Origin of the sequence: Aeromonas sobria (assembly GCF_000820145.1) — a bacterium.
In the GTDB taxonomy this organism is placed as follows: Bacteria; Pseudomonadota; Gammaproteobacteria; order Enterobacterales; family Aeromonadaceae; genus Aeromonas; species Aeromonas sobria.
Genome location: NZ_CDBW01000048.1, coordinates 40,883 through 56,195 on the forward strand (window position 1 = coordinate 40,883; position 15,313 = coordinate 56,195).

The following is a 15,313-nucleotide window of genomic DNA, read 5'->3' on the forward strand; positions in this document are numbered from 1 at the left end:
CTGGGATCAGAAGCGGTAGGTGCCAGTCAGACTCAGCTGACGGGGTGTGCCCGGCATGATCTGGGTGGCACTGGTGGCGCTGACGAAGTACTCGTGATCGGTCAGGTTCTCGGCGCTCAACTGGGCTTCCCACTGCTGCCAGCGATAACCGGCGCGCGCATCGAAGCGGGCGTAACCGGGCAGTGTGGTGGTGTTGGCGTTGTCGGCGAAGCGATCGCCCACCGCCGTCACGCCGGTTTCACCGAACCAGCCCTGCTCGCCACTCTTGTAGCCGAGATAGAGCTGGCCATTCTGGCGGGAGACGTTCATCGGGCGCTTGCCCTGCAGATCCGCATCCGCCTTGACCTGTTCCGCATCCTGAATGGCGAAGCCGCCACGCAGGTAGAGCTCGTCGGTCAGCTCGGCGCGGGCGCTCAGCTCGACACCTTCGGTGCGCTGCAGGCCGGTGAGGATCACCTTGGTGGGATCCAGCGGATCCTTGGTGCGCTTGTTGTACATCTCCAGTCGATAGAGGGAGAGGGTGGTCGCCAGCTTGCCGTTCAGCCAGTCACTCTTCACGCCACCTTCGTAGAGGCGGGTGTGCTGGGGTTCCAGCCCGTTGTTCTTGTCACCCGGGGTGATGCCGATCAGCTCGCCGCCCACCGGGGTGAAGGTCTTGCTGTAGGAGGTGTAGAAGGCGTGATCCTCGAGGGGATTCCACACCAGACCGAGGCGCGGGCTCAGGCTGTTGACCGAGACGCTCTCCTCCTTGTTGAGGTCGTAGCGGCGACTGGTGACGGTGAAGTCGTCACGGCGCAGCCCGCCCACCAGATGCCAGTCACCCAGACTGAGCTGATCCTGCAGATAGAGGCCATTGCCGCGCACCTTGTGTTTGGCGTCGCTGGAGAGCTTCATGGCGCCATTGTAGGTGGGCAGTGAGCCCGGGTCGTAGAGGTTGCCAGACGGGATGGCGGTGGCGTTCTGGTAGAGCTTGGGTGTGCGCTCCTGCCAGTTCTGCTCGAAGCCGACCAGCAGGCGATGTTCCACCGGGCCGGTCTGGAACAGACCTTCGGCCTCGGTGTTGCTGATCAGGTTCTTCGCTTTCAGATCCTGCTGCCAGCGGGAGCGGGTCACCTGATCCCCCTTGACGCTGGTGACATAGGTGTTGTCGAACTGGCTGTCGAGGGTGGAGTAACCGAGCTGCTGGCGCAGTTGCCACTGGTCGTTGATGTCCCAGGAGAGGCGGGAGCGGGTGGATTGCGCCACGTCATCGATGAAGTCGCGGCTGGTATCGCTGTAGACATACTCTCGCGGCACATCGGCCGGACGGCTATTGACACCTGGAATGCCGCGATCCGGGGTGCGGTCATGTTCGTTGCGCTCGTACTGCACCAGCCAGTTGAGGTTGTCGCTGATCTCCCAGTTGGCGGAGGGGGCCAGCAGGGTGCGCTTGCTCTTCACGCCGTTGCGGAAGCTATCTTTGTCCTCTTGTGCCATGTTGAGGCGCAGTTGCACCTGCTCACTCGCCTCGCCATTGAGGTCGGCGGCCAGCCGCTGGCTGTCAAAGCTGCCGACTCGGGCGGTGACGCTGGACTCCTGTCCTTTTTGCGGCTTCTTGCTGACCCGGTTGACTATGCCCCCTGTGCTGCCACGTCCGTAGAGCACGGCAGCCGGGCCCTTGAGCACTTCCATCCGCTCGATGTTGCCGAGATCCCGGGTGTACTGCATGTCGTCGCGGAATCCGTCGAGATAGAAGTCATTGCTGGCGCTGAAGCCGCGGATATTGACCCCGTCGAAGCGGGTATCACCGCTGGCGTTGACCCCGGGAATGCCGCTCAGGGCTTCACTCAGCGTCGGTTGGCCGAAGGCGGTCAGCTCGCTGACCTTGACGCTGTCGATGGTCTGGGGAACCAGCTTGGCTGGCGTATTGGTACGGGTTGCGGTGGCAACTTCCTGATGCTGGGATCGTTTGCCAACCACAGTCATGGTTTCATCGGCGGCCTGGGCAGTGAAGCCGGTGCCCAGCAGTGCCAGCGAGACCAGCGTTCTGCGAAAGTGAGGGTGCTGCATATTCAATATTGACTCTTTAGATGTCGACCTGACGGCTCGAACATATTGATTTAATTATAATTAGCCTGACCCGCCAAAGCGGGATGCCAATGATATTGATTTTCATTTGTGTAGCAAGGTGAAAATGGAGGTATCTGTGGGGGTGGTTTGTTGCGGTTGGGGGAGCGCTGCTGAAATGAAGCTCCCCTGCCATAAACAGCAAGAATAAAGCGAGAGGAAAAAGGGCGAAGCGGAAGAGAAAGGGACGAAAGGTGAAGAGATATCCGGCCCGATGTGTCGGGCCGGATGCAGGGCTCAGTGGGTGCGCAGCAGTCGGCGGGTGAGGGAGATGGCCGTCAGCAGGCGATAGGCCAGCAGAGAAGATCCCAGCAGCAGCGGCACCTTGGTGATCTCCCACAGGATGGATGCGCCCTGCGGGCCGAACACGAAGAGCCAGACCACCAGCATCATGTGCAGGCAGTAGAGCCCGAGCACTTTGGGGGCTTGGCGCTCCAGCCAGCTGCCCTTGCCCCACTCGGGGTTGGCCAGCAGCAGGCCAAACAGACCGAGGGCCCAGGGAACGGAGCCGAGCAGGAAGTCGTGGCGGGTGAGAGGTACCCCGGCGAAGTGCTGCAGCGCCCAGGCTTCACAGCCATAGAGCGCCACGCCCGCCAGCAGCAGTTGCCCGCCGGTGCGGGCATCCGGCTGCCACTGACGCTGGCGCAGCAGGGCTCCGAGCGCCACAAACAGCAGGGAGAAGAAGGGGCCGTTACGGGTGAGTAGTGGCCACTCGGCGCCCAGCAGCGGCTTGGCATAGGAGCCCCCCAGCAGCGCCAGCATGTAAAGGCCAAGACCCAGCCAGAGGGCGAGCGCTGGTCTGCCAAGCCGGTAGCAGAGTGCCAGCAGGGTCACCGCCATGATCAGGGCAGGCAGGAACCAGAGGTGGATCATGCCGCCCACCAGCCAGCCGTTGAGGGGGTCAGCGAGCTGGAATTGCCACTGTCCGCGCAAGGAGGCCAGATAGCCTTGCTGCACGGCATCCAGCGGATTGAACGGCACCAGCAGGTAGACCAGGCTCCACACCAGCCAGAGCAGCAGCAAGGGGCGGCAGTAGCGCCAGGCAACGGTCAGCGGCGCCTCGCGACTCAGCCTTGGCTGCAGAAAGTAACCGGCACAGAGGAAAAACAGCGGCACGGCAAAGCGGCATAGCTGGTTGATAGTGCCGCTTAGCCAGAGCCAGGATTCGCCTCCCCACAGGGCGGGGTTGAACGGGTTGGCGAAGGGGGAGACGTGAATGGTCATCACGGCCAGAATGGCCAGTACCCGCCCGCACTCGATACTGGAAATACGCATGGTGGCTCGTCGTTACAGGGGTTGTTACGGCACGCTAAAACCCTTGCTGACAACTTACAACCAATTGATTTTATTAGTGTGAATCACACTGTTGAGTAGTTACGTTTTGTAACGGGATGGCGGGAGGTGTTACCTGTAACGGGAGCTGGCTCCCGTTTTTTTTTGGCGCGGTCACGGAAATAAAAAAGCGAGGCGGGCGCCTCGCTGCTTTTTGGTGGGGGATATGGCGGAGTCAGTATGAGCGGTTAGTTTGCTGCCAGGGTGGTGCTGCCCGAGCTCTCCAGCCAGGTTTTGATCCGCTTGGCATCGGCGACCCGATCGTTGGTGGTCTCGGCATTGAGCAGCACCATGATCACCGGCTCGCGATTGACCTTGGTGCCCAGCACCAGACAGCGGCCCGCTTCGCGGATATAGCCGGTCTTGGAGAGGGTGAACTCCCATTGCCCTTCGCGGATCAGCCGGTTGGAGTTGAGGTAGTGCAACTGGCGCTTGTTGGTGCGCACATAGCTCTGTTCGTCGGTGGAGTACTGGCGGATTAGCGGATAGGAGGCAGCTGCGGCGGCGAGCTTGGCCAGATCCTGAGCGGTGGAGACATTGCGCGGGTTGAGTCCGGTACTGTCGGCGTAGCGGGTATTCCACATCCCCAGCATGCGGGCTTTGGCGTTCATCGCCTCGACGAAGGCACGCTGGCCGCCGGGATAGTGGCGGGCCAGCGCCGAGGCGGCACGGTTTTCAGAGGACATCAGGGCGATATGGAGCATTTCGGCGCGGCTGAGCCTGGAGCCGATAGCCAGGCGCGAGCCGGTTCCCTTGATGCGGTCGATGTCGGCATTGGTCACGGTGAGCATTTCGTTGAGGCGCAGGTTGGCATCCAGCACCACCAGCGCCGTCATCAGCTTGGTGAGTGAGGCGATGGGCATCACCCGGTTGCCGTTGCGCTCGGAGATCACCTCGCCGGTTCTGTGGTTGGCCACCACGAAAGCGGCCGAGCTCAGGTTGGGCACATCCCGTCGCTCGAGAAAGCCGCTGCTGCTCTTGCTGCTGGCGGAAAAGGGGTTGGCATAGGCACTTTCTATCGTGGCTGGCAGCATCACTGCACCAAGCAACAGGGGAAGGAAGAAACGCATCATGATGATCTGCTCTATCGGGCGAAATACAGGGATATCTGGCTAAGTTATATGTCGTGAACTGGCGCTTCACAATCATTCTCACCTTGATATTGATAATTTACGGTGTTCAGCGCCTTTTGGTGGCCCAGAATCGGTAAGAAAGGTCTCTTTAGGGTCTTCTTCATGACTGGCAGGGCGGCTAGATGGTGGTGATGCACGCGATGGCCGGCTAAAAAAATCGGGACCTGAAAGGTCCCGATTTACATGACAAAAACAACACCGTTTAGTGGATATCGTCCTGCTTGATCTTGAAGCGCATGGCGATCACCACGAACAGCAGCGGGCCTATGATGGTCCAGATACCGGTGGAGATATCCCCGGAGATAAAGGGGGCGACCACGGTGAAGACGTTACCGAAGGCGACCAGAACCAGGCTGATGATGGTTGCCAGCAGCACCGAGCCCGCGCTCTTGAAGAAGATCAGATCCTTGCCCAGTGCCGGGTTGTTGCGATAGCGGTACCAGGCGTAGATGAGGAACATATAGGGCAGGGTCATACTGACGTTGGTCATGGTGATGATCAGTTCATAGAGGGCTGCGGCCCCTTCCGGATTGATCAGGGTGAAGATGGATTTGGCAGCGATAAAAGCACAGACCACCCAGGCTTGCACCTTGAGCGCCTCAATCCTTACCCCATTCTTGTTTTCGCTCTGGAAACGCTCCGGCCAGAAGTAGCTAGGGGTGCCGGTGATGAACTGACGCAGCGGCGCATAAGATAGCGCGATAAAGGCACCCAGATAGCTCAGGAACATGCCAAGACCGGCAAAGCGCATGAAAATCTGGCCCAGCCACTCACCACCGAGATGGCGACCCAGCTCCAGCATGATGATGAAGAGGGCGGAAAGGGAGGTGATCCCTTCGGCCGGGAAGTCGCTCCAGCGCATGATGGAGCCGACCGCCAGAAAGCCGATGATGTAGCAGATCACGATGAAGCCACCAGAGAGGAAGATGCCACGCTTGAGGTCGCGCTCCGGATCTTCCAGCTCGTCCGCTACGCCGGCCATTGCCTCAACCCCGCCGTAGGCGAAGATAGCGAACACCATGAAGCCGAGGAAAGGAATGATGTCGTTGAAGGCGGCGTTCGGTGACGCGGTCAATGATGCTCCAGTAAGGGGCTCCTGCAGGGTCATACCGCTTACCGCGAAGGTGAAGACGCCACCCACCAGCAGCAGCACGTTGAGGGCCACAACGGAGAGGCCGCCGATGGCAGCTACCTTGGCGAAGCGGGCGCTGCCGAAGGTGATGAGTTTGGTGACAGTCGCGACCAGTGCGATGGCGACCACTCCCAGCATGAAGGGGCCGAAGTCGATGCTGGTGCCGAACGTGACCGGGATGACGGTGATGTCGCGGCCAAATAGCATGAAGGAGAGGGGCACCCACATGGAGAGCGCCTTGCCAAACATCCAGATGACGTACGAGGCAAACCACATGGTCAGGCCGATAAAGGCAAAGCGGGTTGATACTGAATGGCGCATCCAGGTAAAGATGCCGCCCGCCTCTTTGCGAAAGCCAGTGCCAAATTCAATCATCATCAAAATAAAAGGGATGAAGAAAAAAAGACCACCGACCACAAACATCGGAATAGCGGCATACCCCATGCGGTAAAAACCGATCCCGATATTAGTGACGCCAAATACCGATGTTAATATCATCAATATAAAGGCACCCAACTTCAGCTTTTTTGCTGACATAATTGACACTCCCTTATTGTGCTGGATTTAAAACAACCAAAAATTAAACAAAAAATCTTGATTTGATTAATAACTCTGGGGCGGCGACCTCATCCATCGCTGGTAGAGCAGGGTCTGGCAGAGGGTGAGAGGATCGGTAAATCCGCCCAGTGATTAATCAATATTTGGACGGCATTGATTATGGCGATGACTGCGAGCGATATTAGGTAAGATGCACCAGTAACCAGATGTGAATAATTTTATCACTAGTTGTGCTGACTTGGTAAGTTCACTCGTGTGAGGCCGCTCAAGAAAAAAAGCAATGCCAGTAATTTGATACGTTACGGATGTAAATATTTACGGTGTTGATGGCATTATCCTCACCATGAGAGCGCAGCGCCTCGCGGCTGGATAAATAAACGGCAAGAGTACCACTTTGATTATCCCAGGCGGGTTAACAAAACCCCGACCGTAATAATGGCCGCCGCGGTGAGCCGTACTCGCCCAAGTGGCTCTTTCAGTAGCAAAACCGAGAGCAGCATGGCGAACAGCACACTGCTTTCACGCAGGGCCGCCACTACCCCGATGGGCGCCTTGGTCATGGCCCAGATGACGATGCCATAGGCAAGCAGCGACATGGCCCCTCCCATGATACCGATCAGCGCGTATTGGCGGATCTGATACCAGGCGTTGCGCCGCTGATGGATCAGCAGCACCCCCAGCATCACCAGCCCGTTGCAGGCAAACAGCCAGAGGGTGTAGCGGATCGGCTCACCACCAACCCGAGCCCCGGCACCGTCCGAGAGGGTGTAGCCAGCGGTAAACATGGCAGTGATCAGTGCCGCCTTGATCGCTTTGCTGCCAAGTCGTTCTCGTCCACCCCTCCAGGCCATCAACAAGACCCCCAGGATCAATACAACCGCCCCCAGTACGCCGTGAATACCCGGATAGTCAGCCAGAATTGCGGCACCCAGGATCATTGCCAACAAGGGTGCGCAGCCACGGGCCAGCGGATAGATCTGGCCAAACTCTCCGTGGTTGTAAGCGCGGCTGAGAAACAGGCAGTAACCGGTATGGAGCAGGATCGAGAGGCCGAGCCAGGGTAATTCGGCAGCAGAGGGGAGCCCCATTGGCAACAGTGCCACGGCAGCGATAAGCCCGGAGAAGAGCGCTACCAGCGACACGCCAACCAGCCGCTCCTCGCCAATTTTGACCAGCGCATTCCAGCTGGCGTGAAGCAGGGCAGCCAGCAGAACGGCAAAAAAGACGGTGGTAGTCATTGGAAGGGGCTCTCGGGCGACAGGGGCCAATAGCATACTCGCCCTAACGGGTGTGGGTTGGGATCTCCATCAAGGCTTCAGCTGCCCCAGCACTAGCTTGGGATGGGGATCGGTCTGCAGCGGAATATCTTGCAGCTGTGTGCCCTGCTGGTGGAGATGGATGATCCCGGCGGCCATCTTGCCCAGCCCCTCGTAGCTGCTGATGGTGCCGATGGTGCAGCCGTGTTCAACGAACAGTTCGGCGCTGCAGATGGTGGGGATGGACGCCTCGTTGAGTGCATTGAGCAGACGGGGGGCGATGGAGAGCAGATAGCTGTCGGCGGCCAGAAAGACGATGTCGTTTTTGGCATCCTGTTGCAGCCGCTTCAGTTCGTTGTCCAGCCGCCGCGGGTCAGGGGCCATTCGCCAGGTGACCATCTGCCACTGATAGCTCTTCGCCTCGTTGAGCAGCATATCGGCCACCAGCAGGGTGTTCTGCTCCCGTGGGTTGAAGGGCAGCAACAGCCGTTTTCCGGTGGGGAGATGTTTACTGGCGTTGGCCAGTTGCAGCTCCATCGGCACCATGTTGCTCACCCCGGCGACCATGCTGTTCTGGTCTTTGTCTTCCGAGAGAAAACCTGCCCCGACCGGATCGGAGACCACATTGAAGATAAGGGGCTTGCGGTTAGCCACCAGACTCTTGGTCATGGCGGTGGCCGTGGTGCCGAAGGTGTAGATGTAGTCGTACTCCGCCAGTTTCGGCAGCATCTGCTGGCGCAACATGGTCGCCAGCGCCGTGCGATCCTGATCGGCATTGTAGGTGGTGATGGTGGCCTGATAGCCAAGGCGGGTCAGCTCTGCCCGAAAGCCCGCTTCGGCTGCGGTTTCGCCGCGCCACAGCACCATGGCAATAGAGAGAGCGTGAGCTGGTAGGGAGATCAACAACAGCAGTGTGACAAGCAGTTGAACCCTCATTTCTCTTCTCCCGCGTAGACCCTTGTCTGATGAGCTTAGGCTACTTCCTCCGGTGGTAAACGACGCCCAGCAAAAAGCGCGATGGCAAGCCATCGCGCTTTGGGGTCTGCAGGCGTTTGCTTAGAAGTCGTAGCGGGCGGCCAGCTGGAAGTCATCCTCGTTGGCGGTCGCTTTACCGGCAACGCTGTCCAGATTGTTGATGCGATACTCGCCGATGACCCGCAAGTTTTTGTTGAATTTGTACTGGGCACCCAGGGTGTAGTAATCCACGTTGTCTTTCTTGGTGCCCGCTTTGTCCTGCTCCTGTTTGTTCCACAGGGCCATCAGGCCAAAGCCGTTCTCGAAGTTGTAACCCAGCGCCGCTTCCCAACCGGTGTGATCGGTGCCAGTTGCCAGGAAGTCACTGCCATCGGCATAACTCAGGGCCGCGTAGGCCGCCTTGTTGTCGAACTTGGCGGAGATTAGCCACAGCTTGGCATCTTCTTCACCGCTCTTGTCGCGCAGGCCGACGTTATAGGCGGTACCCAATGACAGGTTGAACGGGAAGGTGTAGGCCACGGCAGCACCGTAGGCGGCATCGCTGTCTTTGCTGGTGGTCTCTTCAGTGTCACCGCCATCGAACTTGTAGCTGGTGTCGAGCTGGAAGCCATTAAACAGGCCGGAGTATTTCAGCACGGAACCGGCACGGTTGGTGGCGAAGGTGTCAGTCTTGGCACCGAGAGCCTCATTGCCGTAGCCGTCGGAGAGGGAGACATCAGTCCAGTCGGCCAGGAAACCCGGGGCCCCTTTCTGGCGACCGAAGGTCACGGTGCCCCAGTCAGCGCCCACGCCAGCAAAGGCCAGACGGGTACGCAGGTTGTCGGAGCTCTCGCTGATGGTCTTCTCGCTGTCGTTGATATACATCTGCACTTCGTACTGGGCCAGCGCCTTCAGACCGCTCTGGATCTGGGTTTCGGCCTTGGCGCCGAAGCGGACAAACTGGTTGGCTCCCTGCTTGGCGCTGTAATCCTTGGTGCCATTCGGGTTGGCGGTATCGACGTTTTCTTTCTTGTCGCCGAAGAATTGACCGGCGTAGATACGGCCATACAGATCCAGCATGGCGGTGTCATTTTTATAAACTTCAACGGCTTGAGCCTGGAATGCGGCGGTCAGAGCCAGTGCCACTACAGTCAGCTTTTTCATCTTAATCCCTTGTGTTGCAAGCTTTTGTTTTGAAGACGGGGCCATGCTAGGCAGTGGGGATGACAGCGGGGTGACAGCGGGATGAAGAGTTAGTTGCAGTTAGGTTGCAATTAGATGAATTGGCTACAATCTTGTCCGCAACGGCTACTTTTGTGCGCAAAGGTTTGCCCTTGTGGTAGAATGCCGCCCGTTTTCGGGCCCCATAGGTTGGATATGCGATGAGACGTGAACTGGCAATCGAGTTTTCCCGAGTGACGGAAGCGGCTGCACTGGCTGGCTACAAGTGGCTCGGGCGTGGAGACAAGAATATCGCTGATGGGGCGGCCGTAGCGGCCATGCGCCACATTCTCAACCAGATCGACATCGATGGTGAGATTGTGATCGGCGAAGGTGAAATTGATGAAGCACCGATGCTCTATATCGGTGAAAAAGTGGGTACCGGACACGGTGATTCGGTCGATATCGCCGTTGATCCGATAGAAGGCACCCGCATGACCGCCATGGGTCAGTCTAATGCGCTGGCGGTGCTGGCGGTGGGCGACAAGGGCTCGTTCCTGAAAGCGCCTGACATGTACATGGAGAAGATCATTGTCGGTCCCAAGGCCAAAGGGTCGATCGACCTGAATCAGGCCCTCGAGCTGAACCTCAAGTCGGTGGCCAAAGCGCTGGGCAAACCGCTCTCCCGCCTGACCGTCATTACCTTGGCCAAGCCGCGTCATGACAAGGCGATCAAGGAGATGCAGGGGCTGGGCGTGCGGGTGTTTGCCATCCCTGATGGTGATGTTGCCGCCTCCATTCTTACCTGTCTGCCGGACAGCGAAGTCGACATGCTTTACGGCATCGGCGGCGCACCGGAAGGGGTGATTTCGGCCGCGGTGATCCGCGCGCTGGATGGCGACATGCAGGCTCGTCTGGTGCCGCGTCACCGGGTCAAGGGCGACAGCCCGGAAGTGCGTGCACTGGGCGAACAGGAAATTGCCCGCTGCGAAGCACTCGGTATCGATATCAGCAAGGTGCTCAAGCTGGAAGATATGGCGAAGAATGACAATGTCATCTTCTCCGCCACCGGCATCACCAAGGGGGATCTGCTGGACGGCATCACCAGCGATGGCGTGATGGCGACCACCGAGACTCTATTGATCCGTGGTAAGTCGCGCACCATCCGCCGCATCAAGTCGATCCACTACCTTGAGCGCAAAGACAGCGTGGTACGCGATATCATCATGTGATGATGTTTCGCTGAACCGGCTGTTTTGCCTCAAAGCCCGATCGCCTGTGCGGTCGGGCTTTTTATTACGCGCCAGCTACGTTTGTGTCACCGCTTCGGCTATGGTGGCTCAGATCGTCCCAAAGGAGTGGAGTGTATGGAGTGTCGTAGCGGCTGCGCTGCCTGTTGCATCGCCCCCAGTATCAGCAGTGCCATTCCCGGTATGCCAGATGGCAAGCCGGCGGGTATCCCCTGTGTCCAGCTTGATGGCGTGCTTGGCTGCAAGATCTTCGGTTTGCCTGAGCGGCCTGCGGTATGTGGTGGCTTTCGCCCCATGATGGATGTGTGTGGCAGCCACCGTGCCGAGGCCATTTGGCTGATCGGCGAGCTGGAGCGGCTGACCGGTTGACCGGTTGACGCGACCTGAAAAGATCACTGGATCGAGCATAAAAAAAGAGGCCGCATCATGCGGCCTCTCGCGTCTCTGTGCGTCGGGATCAAATCCCTGCCAGCTCCAGTGCCTGACGATAGTACTCGTTGGCCTTGTTGGTGAGGCGACGTTTGTCCATCAGCTGGCCAAGGGCATGGTAGGCGGCGGCGCTGGGGGCGCTGACGACTTCCTGCTCCAGCAGCTTCTGGGCATCGTCCAGCTGGCCAGCCAGTAGATAGAGTTGGGCCAGCGCCGTATCGACATTCGGTTGCCCCTGCTGCTTTTGCAGCAGTGCCAGTAGCGGCTGGTAGTTGTCGAGTTTCAGCTTGGGCAGGCGCGCCAGCAGCTGTGGCACCGGCTGCTTGCGCAGCGCCTCTTGCCACAAGGTGGCGGCCTCGTTGTCGGCACCCAGCTGGCGCAGCAAGTCGCCATAGCAGGCCAGCAGATCCGGCTCGAGGCGCAGCTTGCGCGGCAGATCCTGCCACACTGCCTTGAGGGTTTCGAGGCTGCTTGCTGCCTGTTGCAGACGACCACTCCATGCCTGTTGCAGCAGATCTTCTTCCTGTTTCGGGGTCAGCTTGCCCACCTTGTGCAGCGCAGGGATCAGGTCGCACAGGGCGCTCCAGTCCTGACGGGCCAGATGTACCTGACGCAGCTGATCCAGCACCATGGGGTGGCGCGGGTTGAGGGCGTAGACCGACTCCAGCATCGCCAGCGCGATGTCGTACTGGCCCTGCTCGATCTGCAGCTGGGTCTGGGTGAGGGTGAGCGCCAGCTCGGCCTTGGGGTTCTCCTCCTGCGCTTTTTGCAGGTATTGATCCCGGCGGGCGTCGTCACCACGGGCCTGAGCCGCCTTGGCGGCGCTCAGGTAGTTGAGCAGCGGGGTGTCGCTGTTGCTGGCCCCCTTGATCATCAGCTTTTCAGCCTGACTGTAGTGCCCTTCAGCCATCGCCAGAGTGGCGGCAACGGTCTGCTGATTGGCCTTGCGGCGGCGGCGTGAGCCATACCAGCCTTGTGTCTTGCGACGCAGGCCGAATACCCGGCCTAGCAGCCACTCGATGAGCAGCAGGGCACCGTAGAACAGCACGGCCAGGATCACCGCGCTGGTGACGGAGGATTCGATGGTGTAATTGCCAAGGGCAATCAGTACATAGCCCTTGTTACCGGACGCTTGTGGGCCAAAGATCAGCCCTGCGACCATCACGGCAACCAGAATGATTATACGGATCATGGTGCCCTCCTCAGTTGCTGGCCAGAATGCGTTGCAGGCGTTCGGTCAGTACCTGTTCCAGCATGGCTTGAGTCTTGAACTGTTCCGGATAATCGATCTGGATCTGCTCGCCCTTGAGCTTGTCGATCTCCCCCTGCATATAGCGGGTAGCACTGTTTTCGGTGTCGAAGTATTGGGTCAGCCAGCGCTGGGCCTTGTCCAGGCTGTCTTCATAGAGCGTTTGCTGCTCGCGGTAAACCGAGATTTGTGCCTGCAGCAACTTGGTCTTGAGGTTTTCACGCAGGAAGATCTCTTGTTGCGGCGAGAGCAGGGCCTCTACAGCGCCATCGCGGCGACGGATAGTGACGAAGTTTTCGGTGAACTTGACCCAGTTCTTCTTCAGGTTGCTCTCCCACTCGTCGGGATTGGCGGTGACCGCCTGATCCGCCTCAAGCTTGGCTTCCGGCATGCTGACGGTAGAGAGGGGCAGCAGCTCGATCTGATCTTCGAGGGCGGCCAGTTTGAGGGTCAGCCCCTCACGGTCAATACGCGGCATCCCCTTGAGCTTGGTGATGTCTTCCGCCAATGCCTTGCGGATTGGCATCAGGCTGGGGTCGTTCAGGGCTCGGATCCGCTCGTCGGCATTACCCAGCAGGGTGATGGCGGAAATCAGATCATGCTCCAGCCACAGCTTGCGGCCTGCCATCCGCACCAGATACTCGGATTCGGCCAGCATCCAGTCGTTGGGGCGTTTGTCGTTCAGATCCAGTACCCGGTTTTGTAGCCCCTGAATCTCGCCCTGCAGTCGTTGCTGGGTCTGATCCAGTGTGGCCAACTGCTCGGCATCCTTGCTGCTGGTCTGGTCGATCTTGCTCAGGGCGCTCGCCAGCTGTTGCTTGAGCTGGGCCAGTTCGGCCTGCTGGGCAACGGCATTCTGGTGACCGTGCAGATAGAGACCACCGGTCAGGCCAAGGGCCAGCAGAATGGCGACGCCACCCAGTACGGTACCGGAGCGGCTCTTGCTGTTATTGACCACAGCGGTGGGCTGGGGTTTGACCTGGGATTCTTGTTGTTCTGTCATTCCATCTTCCTCAGTTCCAGTGCGGCCATCAGGGCCTGGTTGGATGCACCTTGGGCAATCGTGATATGGATAAAGCCCGCTGCGCTGGCCATCTCGGCCACGCGGGGGCTGGGGACCACCAGCAGGCGGTCAAAAAGCCAGGGCCGCTGGTGGTCGGGCACCAGTGCCAGCAGCTGTTGCAGCAGTTCACCACTGGTAATGAGCAGGCTATCCAGCCCGGCTGCTTGCCAGTGGTGGGTTAATTGTTCCCCGTCGAACTCGGGGTAGTGGCGCTCATAGGCCGCACAATAGTGCACCAGAGCACCGCGTGAGGCCAGCGTGTCGGCGATCAGCTCCCGTCCGCCATTACCACGGAGGATCAGTACCCGTTTGCCAACCAGCTGTTGCAGGGCGGGCAGTGCCAACAGCCCCTCACTGCGCGGGTCATCCGGGCAGATTGCCGCAATACCGATGGCGGCAAACCCATCTGCGCTGGCTTGACCTACGGCAAAGTACTCAATATGTGGCCAGGTCTGACCAGTTTGCAACAGAAAATCGTGTGCAAAATGAATGGCATGGATGCTGACGGCGATAACCATGTCGGCACTGTGCAGCAGGTCAGGCAGGTAAGGGAGTTCACTGCCCGCCACGGTTTCCAGCAGCGGGCAGCAGAGTGGTGCATGACCGTGCTGGCGCAGCAACTGCACCAGCTCGGCGGCCTGAGCGGCCGGACGCACCACCAGCGGGATCATCCGCGGTAGACCTCGGCCAGAATCACGTCGGCACCAGCGGCCAGCAGGCGCTGGGCCAGTTGCTCGCCGAGGGCCTCACCATCGGCCAGCGGTCCGCGGATCTCGTCACGGATCACTTGAGTGCCATCCGGGCTGCCCACCAGACCGCGCAGCCAGATCTGGTCGCCCTCGACCAGTGCGTAGGCACCGATAGGGACCTGACATCCCCCTTGCAGGGCGCGGTTCATGGCCCGCTCGGTCAGCACCCGGGTGCGGGTCTCGGCGTGTTCCAGCGGCGCCAGCAGGGCGTGCAGCTCAACATCGTCGAGGCGACACTCGATGCCGACGGCCCCCTGGCCGTTGGCGGGCAGGCTCTGTTCCGGTTCGATAAAGGCCGCAATGCGGTGTGCCATCTCCAGTCGTTTCAGACCGGCGGCGGCGAGAATGATGGCATCGTACTCACCGCCATCCAGCTTGGCCAGGCGGGTGTTGACGTTACCGCGCAGGTCGCGGATCACCAGATCCGGGCGGGTGGCGCGCAGCTGGCACTGGCGACGCAGGCTGGAGGTGCCGACCACGGCCCCTTGCGGCAGTTCGGCAATGGCCTTGAAACGGTTAGAAACGAAGGCATCGCGGGGATCTTCCCGCTCGCAGATAGTGTGCAGGCCGAGCCCCTCGGGGAACTCCACCGGCACATCTTTCATGGAGTGAACGGCGATATCGGCTCGCCCTTCCAGCATGGCGGTCTCCAGCTCCTTGACGAACAACCCCTTGCCACCGACCTTGGCCAGCGGGGTATCGAGGATCTTGTCACCCTGAGTGCTCATGGGCACCAGTTCGACCTGCAGCTGCGGGTGCAGGGCTTCGAGCCGGTCTTTGACAAAGTTGGCCTGCCACAGGGCCAGCGGGCTCTTGCGAGTGGCAATTTTCAGGGTTCGGGCTGCCATATCAATCAGTTGTTTCATTTTTAGGAGGAAATCGATATTACCACCCTTTGCCCGGGCTTTCATGGCGCAGCCGGCAAAAGCGCGGACAGGCTC

The 15,313-nt window shown here is 59.6% G+C and carries 13 protein-coding genes; 2 read left to right on the plus strand and 11 right to left on the minus strand.

Translation table 11 applies throughout. From position 1 onward, the window contains the following. Positions 1 to 6: 6 nt before the first annotated feature. The 7 genes from BN1135_RS20770 to BN1135_RS20800 all read right to left on the minus strand — a co-directional run bounded on the left by BN1135_RS20770 (position 7) and on the right by BN1135_RS20800 (position 9,635). Positions 7 to 2,049, minus strand: a complete 2,043-nt coding sequence (locus tag BN1135_RS20770; protein ID WP_042024547.1) for a TonB-dependent receptor — start codon at positions 2,047 to 2,049, stop codon at positions 7 to 9. A gap of 294 nt (positions 2,050 to 2,343) precedes the next feature. Continuing rightward, a complete protein-coding gene (locus tag BN1135_RS20775) occupies positions 2,344 to 3,381 on the minus strand; it encodes an acyltransferase (RefSeq protein WP_042024548.1) in 1,038 nt (345 codons plus the stop codon). Positions 3,382 to 3,626: 245 nt separating this feature from the next. Then, complete coding sequence (gene pbpG, locus BN1135_RS20780) at positions 3,627 to 4,514, minus strand: D-alanyl-D-alanine endopeptidase (RefSeq protein WP_042024550.1); 888 nt, start codon at positions 4,512 to 4,514, stop codon at positions 3,627 to 3,629. Positions 4,515 to 4,773: 259 nt separating this feature from the next. Beyond that, complete coding sequence (gene yjeM, locus BN1135_RS20785; protein WP_042024552.1) at positions 4,774 to 6,240, minus strand: glutamate/gamma-aminobutyrate family transporter YjeM; 1,467 nt, start codon at positions 6,238 to 6,240, stop codon at positions 4,774 to 4,776. Between the two features lie 419 nt (positions 6,241 to 6,659). Continuing rightward, on the minus strand, positions 6,660 to 7,535 hold the full coding sequence (locus BN1135_RS20790) for a DMT family transporter (protein ID WP_082186857.1): 876 nt from the start codon (positions 7,533 to 7,535) through the stop codon (positions 6,660 to 6,662). A 33-nt stretch (positions 7,536 to 7,568) separates the two neighbouring features. After that, on the minus strand, positions 7,569 to 8,453 hold the full coding sequence (locus BN1135_RS20795) for an ABC transporter substrate-binding protein (RefSeq protein WP_042024556.1): 885 nt from the start codon (positions 8,451 to 8,453) through the stop codon (positions 7,569 to 7,571). 120 nt (positions 8,454 to 8,573) lie between these two features. Next, positions 8,574 to 9,635 (minus strand): porin, encoded by a 1,062-nt coding sequence (locus BN1135_RS20800; RefSeq protein ID WP_042024558.1) that lies wholly within the window; start codon positions 9,633 to 9,635, stop codon positions 8,574 to 8,576. A 218-nt stretch (positions 9,636 to 9,853) separates the two neighbouring features. Between BN1135_RS20800 and glpX the strand changes: the two genes are divergently transcribed. Together glpX and BN1135_RS20810 are read left to right on the plus strand one after the other, a co-directional pair. Further along, a complete protein-coding gene (glpX, locus tag BN1135_RS20805) occupies positions 9,854 to 10,864 on the plus strand; it encodes a class II fructose-bisphosphatase (protein ID WP_042024560.1) in 1,011 nt (336 codons plus the stop codon). Positions 10,865 to 10,999: 135 nt separating this feature from the next. Further along, a complete protein-coding gene (locus BN1135_RS20810; protein ID WP_042024562.1) occupies positions 11,000 to 11,251 on the plus strand; it encodes a YkgJ family cysteine cluster protein in 252 nt (83 codons plus the stop codon). 88 nt (positions 11,252 to 11,339) lie between these two features. On the opposite strand, the gene BN1135_RS20815 is transcribed toward BN1135_RS20810, so the two are convergent. From BN1135_RS20815 to hemC, 4 genes are read right to left on the minus strand one after another with little or no spacing between them, the layout of a single operon-like run. Beyond that, on the minus strand, positions 11,340 to 12,503 hold the full coding sequence (locus BN1135_RS20815) for a heme biosynthesis HemY N-terminal domain-containing protein (protein ID WP_042024564.1): 1,164 nt from the start codon (positions 12,501 to 12,503) through the stop codon (positions 11,340 to 11,342). A 10-nt stretch (positions 12,504 to 12,513) separates the two neighbouring features. Further along, positions 12,514 to 13,563, minus strand: coding sequence for a uroporphyrinogen-III C-methyltransferase (locus BN1135_RS20820; protein WP_042024566.1), 1,050 nt, complete (start codon positions 13,561 to 13,563; stop codon positions 12,514 to 12,516). After that, positions 13,560 to 14,294: a uroporphyrinogen-III synthase gene (locus BN1135_RS20825; RefSeq protein WP_042024568.1), complete on the minus strand. Its 735-nt coding sequence runs from the start codon at positions 14,292 to 14,294 to the stop codon at positions 13,560 to 13,562. Before BN1135_RS20825 ends, BN1135_RS20820 begins: the two co-directional genes overlap by 4 nt. Beyond that, positions 14,291 to 15,220, minus strand: a complete 930-nt coding sequence (gene hemC, locus BN1135_RS20830; RefSeq protein ID WP_042024653.1) for a hydroxymethylbilane synthase — start codon at positions 15,218 to 15,220, stop codon at positions 14,291 to 14,293. Before hemC ends, BN1135_RS20825 begins: the two co-directional genes overlap by 4 nt. Positions 15,221 to 15,313: the final 93 nt, after the last annotated feature.

Bases quoted from the DNA above. Each gene is read 5' to 3' on its own strand.
- BN1135_RS20770 (WP_042024547.1), bottom strand. From the start codon at position 2,049: ATGCAGCACCCTCACTTTCGCAGAACGCTGGTCTCGCTGGCACTGCTG.
- BN1135_RS20775 (WP_042024548.1), bottom strand. From the start codon at position 3,381: ATGCGTATTTCCAGTATCGAGTGCGGGCGGGTACTGGCCATTCTGGCC.
- yjeM (WP_042024552.1), bottom strand. From the start codon at position 6,240: ATGTCAGCAAAAAAGCTGAAGTTGGGTGCCTTTATATTGATGATATTA.
- BN1135_RS20790 (WP_082186857.1), bottom strand. From the start codon at position 7,535: ATGCTATTGGCCCCTGTCGCCCGAGAGCCCCTTCCAATGACTACCACC.
- BN1135_RS20795 (WP_042024556.1), bottom strand. From the start codon at position 8,453: ATGAGGGTTCAACTGCTTGTCACACTGCTGTTGTTGATCTCCCTACCA.
- BN1135_RS20800 (WP_042024558.1), bottom strand. From the start codon at position 9,635: ATGAAAAAGCTGACTGTAGTGGCACTGGCTCTGACCGCCGCATTCCAG.
- glpX (WP_042024560.1), top strand. From the start codon at position 9,854: ATGAGACGTGAACTGGCAATCGAGTTTTCCCGAGTGACGGAAGCGGCT.
- BN1135_RS20810 (WP_042024562.1), top strand. From the start codon at position 11,000: ATGGAGTGTCGTAGCGGCTGCGCTGCCTGTTGCATCGCCCCCAGTATC.
- BN1135_RS20815 (WP_042024564.1), bottom strand. From the start codon at position 12,503: ATGATCCGTATAATCATTCTGGTTGCCGTGATGGTCGCAGGGCTGATC.
- BN1135_RS20820 (WP_042024566.1), bottom strand. From the start codon at position 13,563: ATGACAGAACAACAAGAATCCCAGGTCAAACCCCAGCCCACCGCTGTG.
- BN1135_RS20825 (WP_042024568.1), bottom strand. From the start codon at position 14,294: ATGATCCCGCTGGTGGTGCGTCCGGCCGCTCAGGCCGCCGAGCTGGTG.
- hemC (WP_042024653.1), bottom strand. From the start codon at position 15,220: ATGGCAGCCCGAACCCTGAAAATTGCCACTCGCAAGAGCCCGCTGGCC.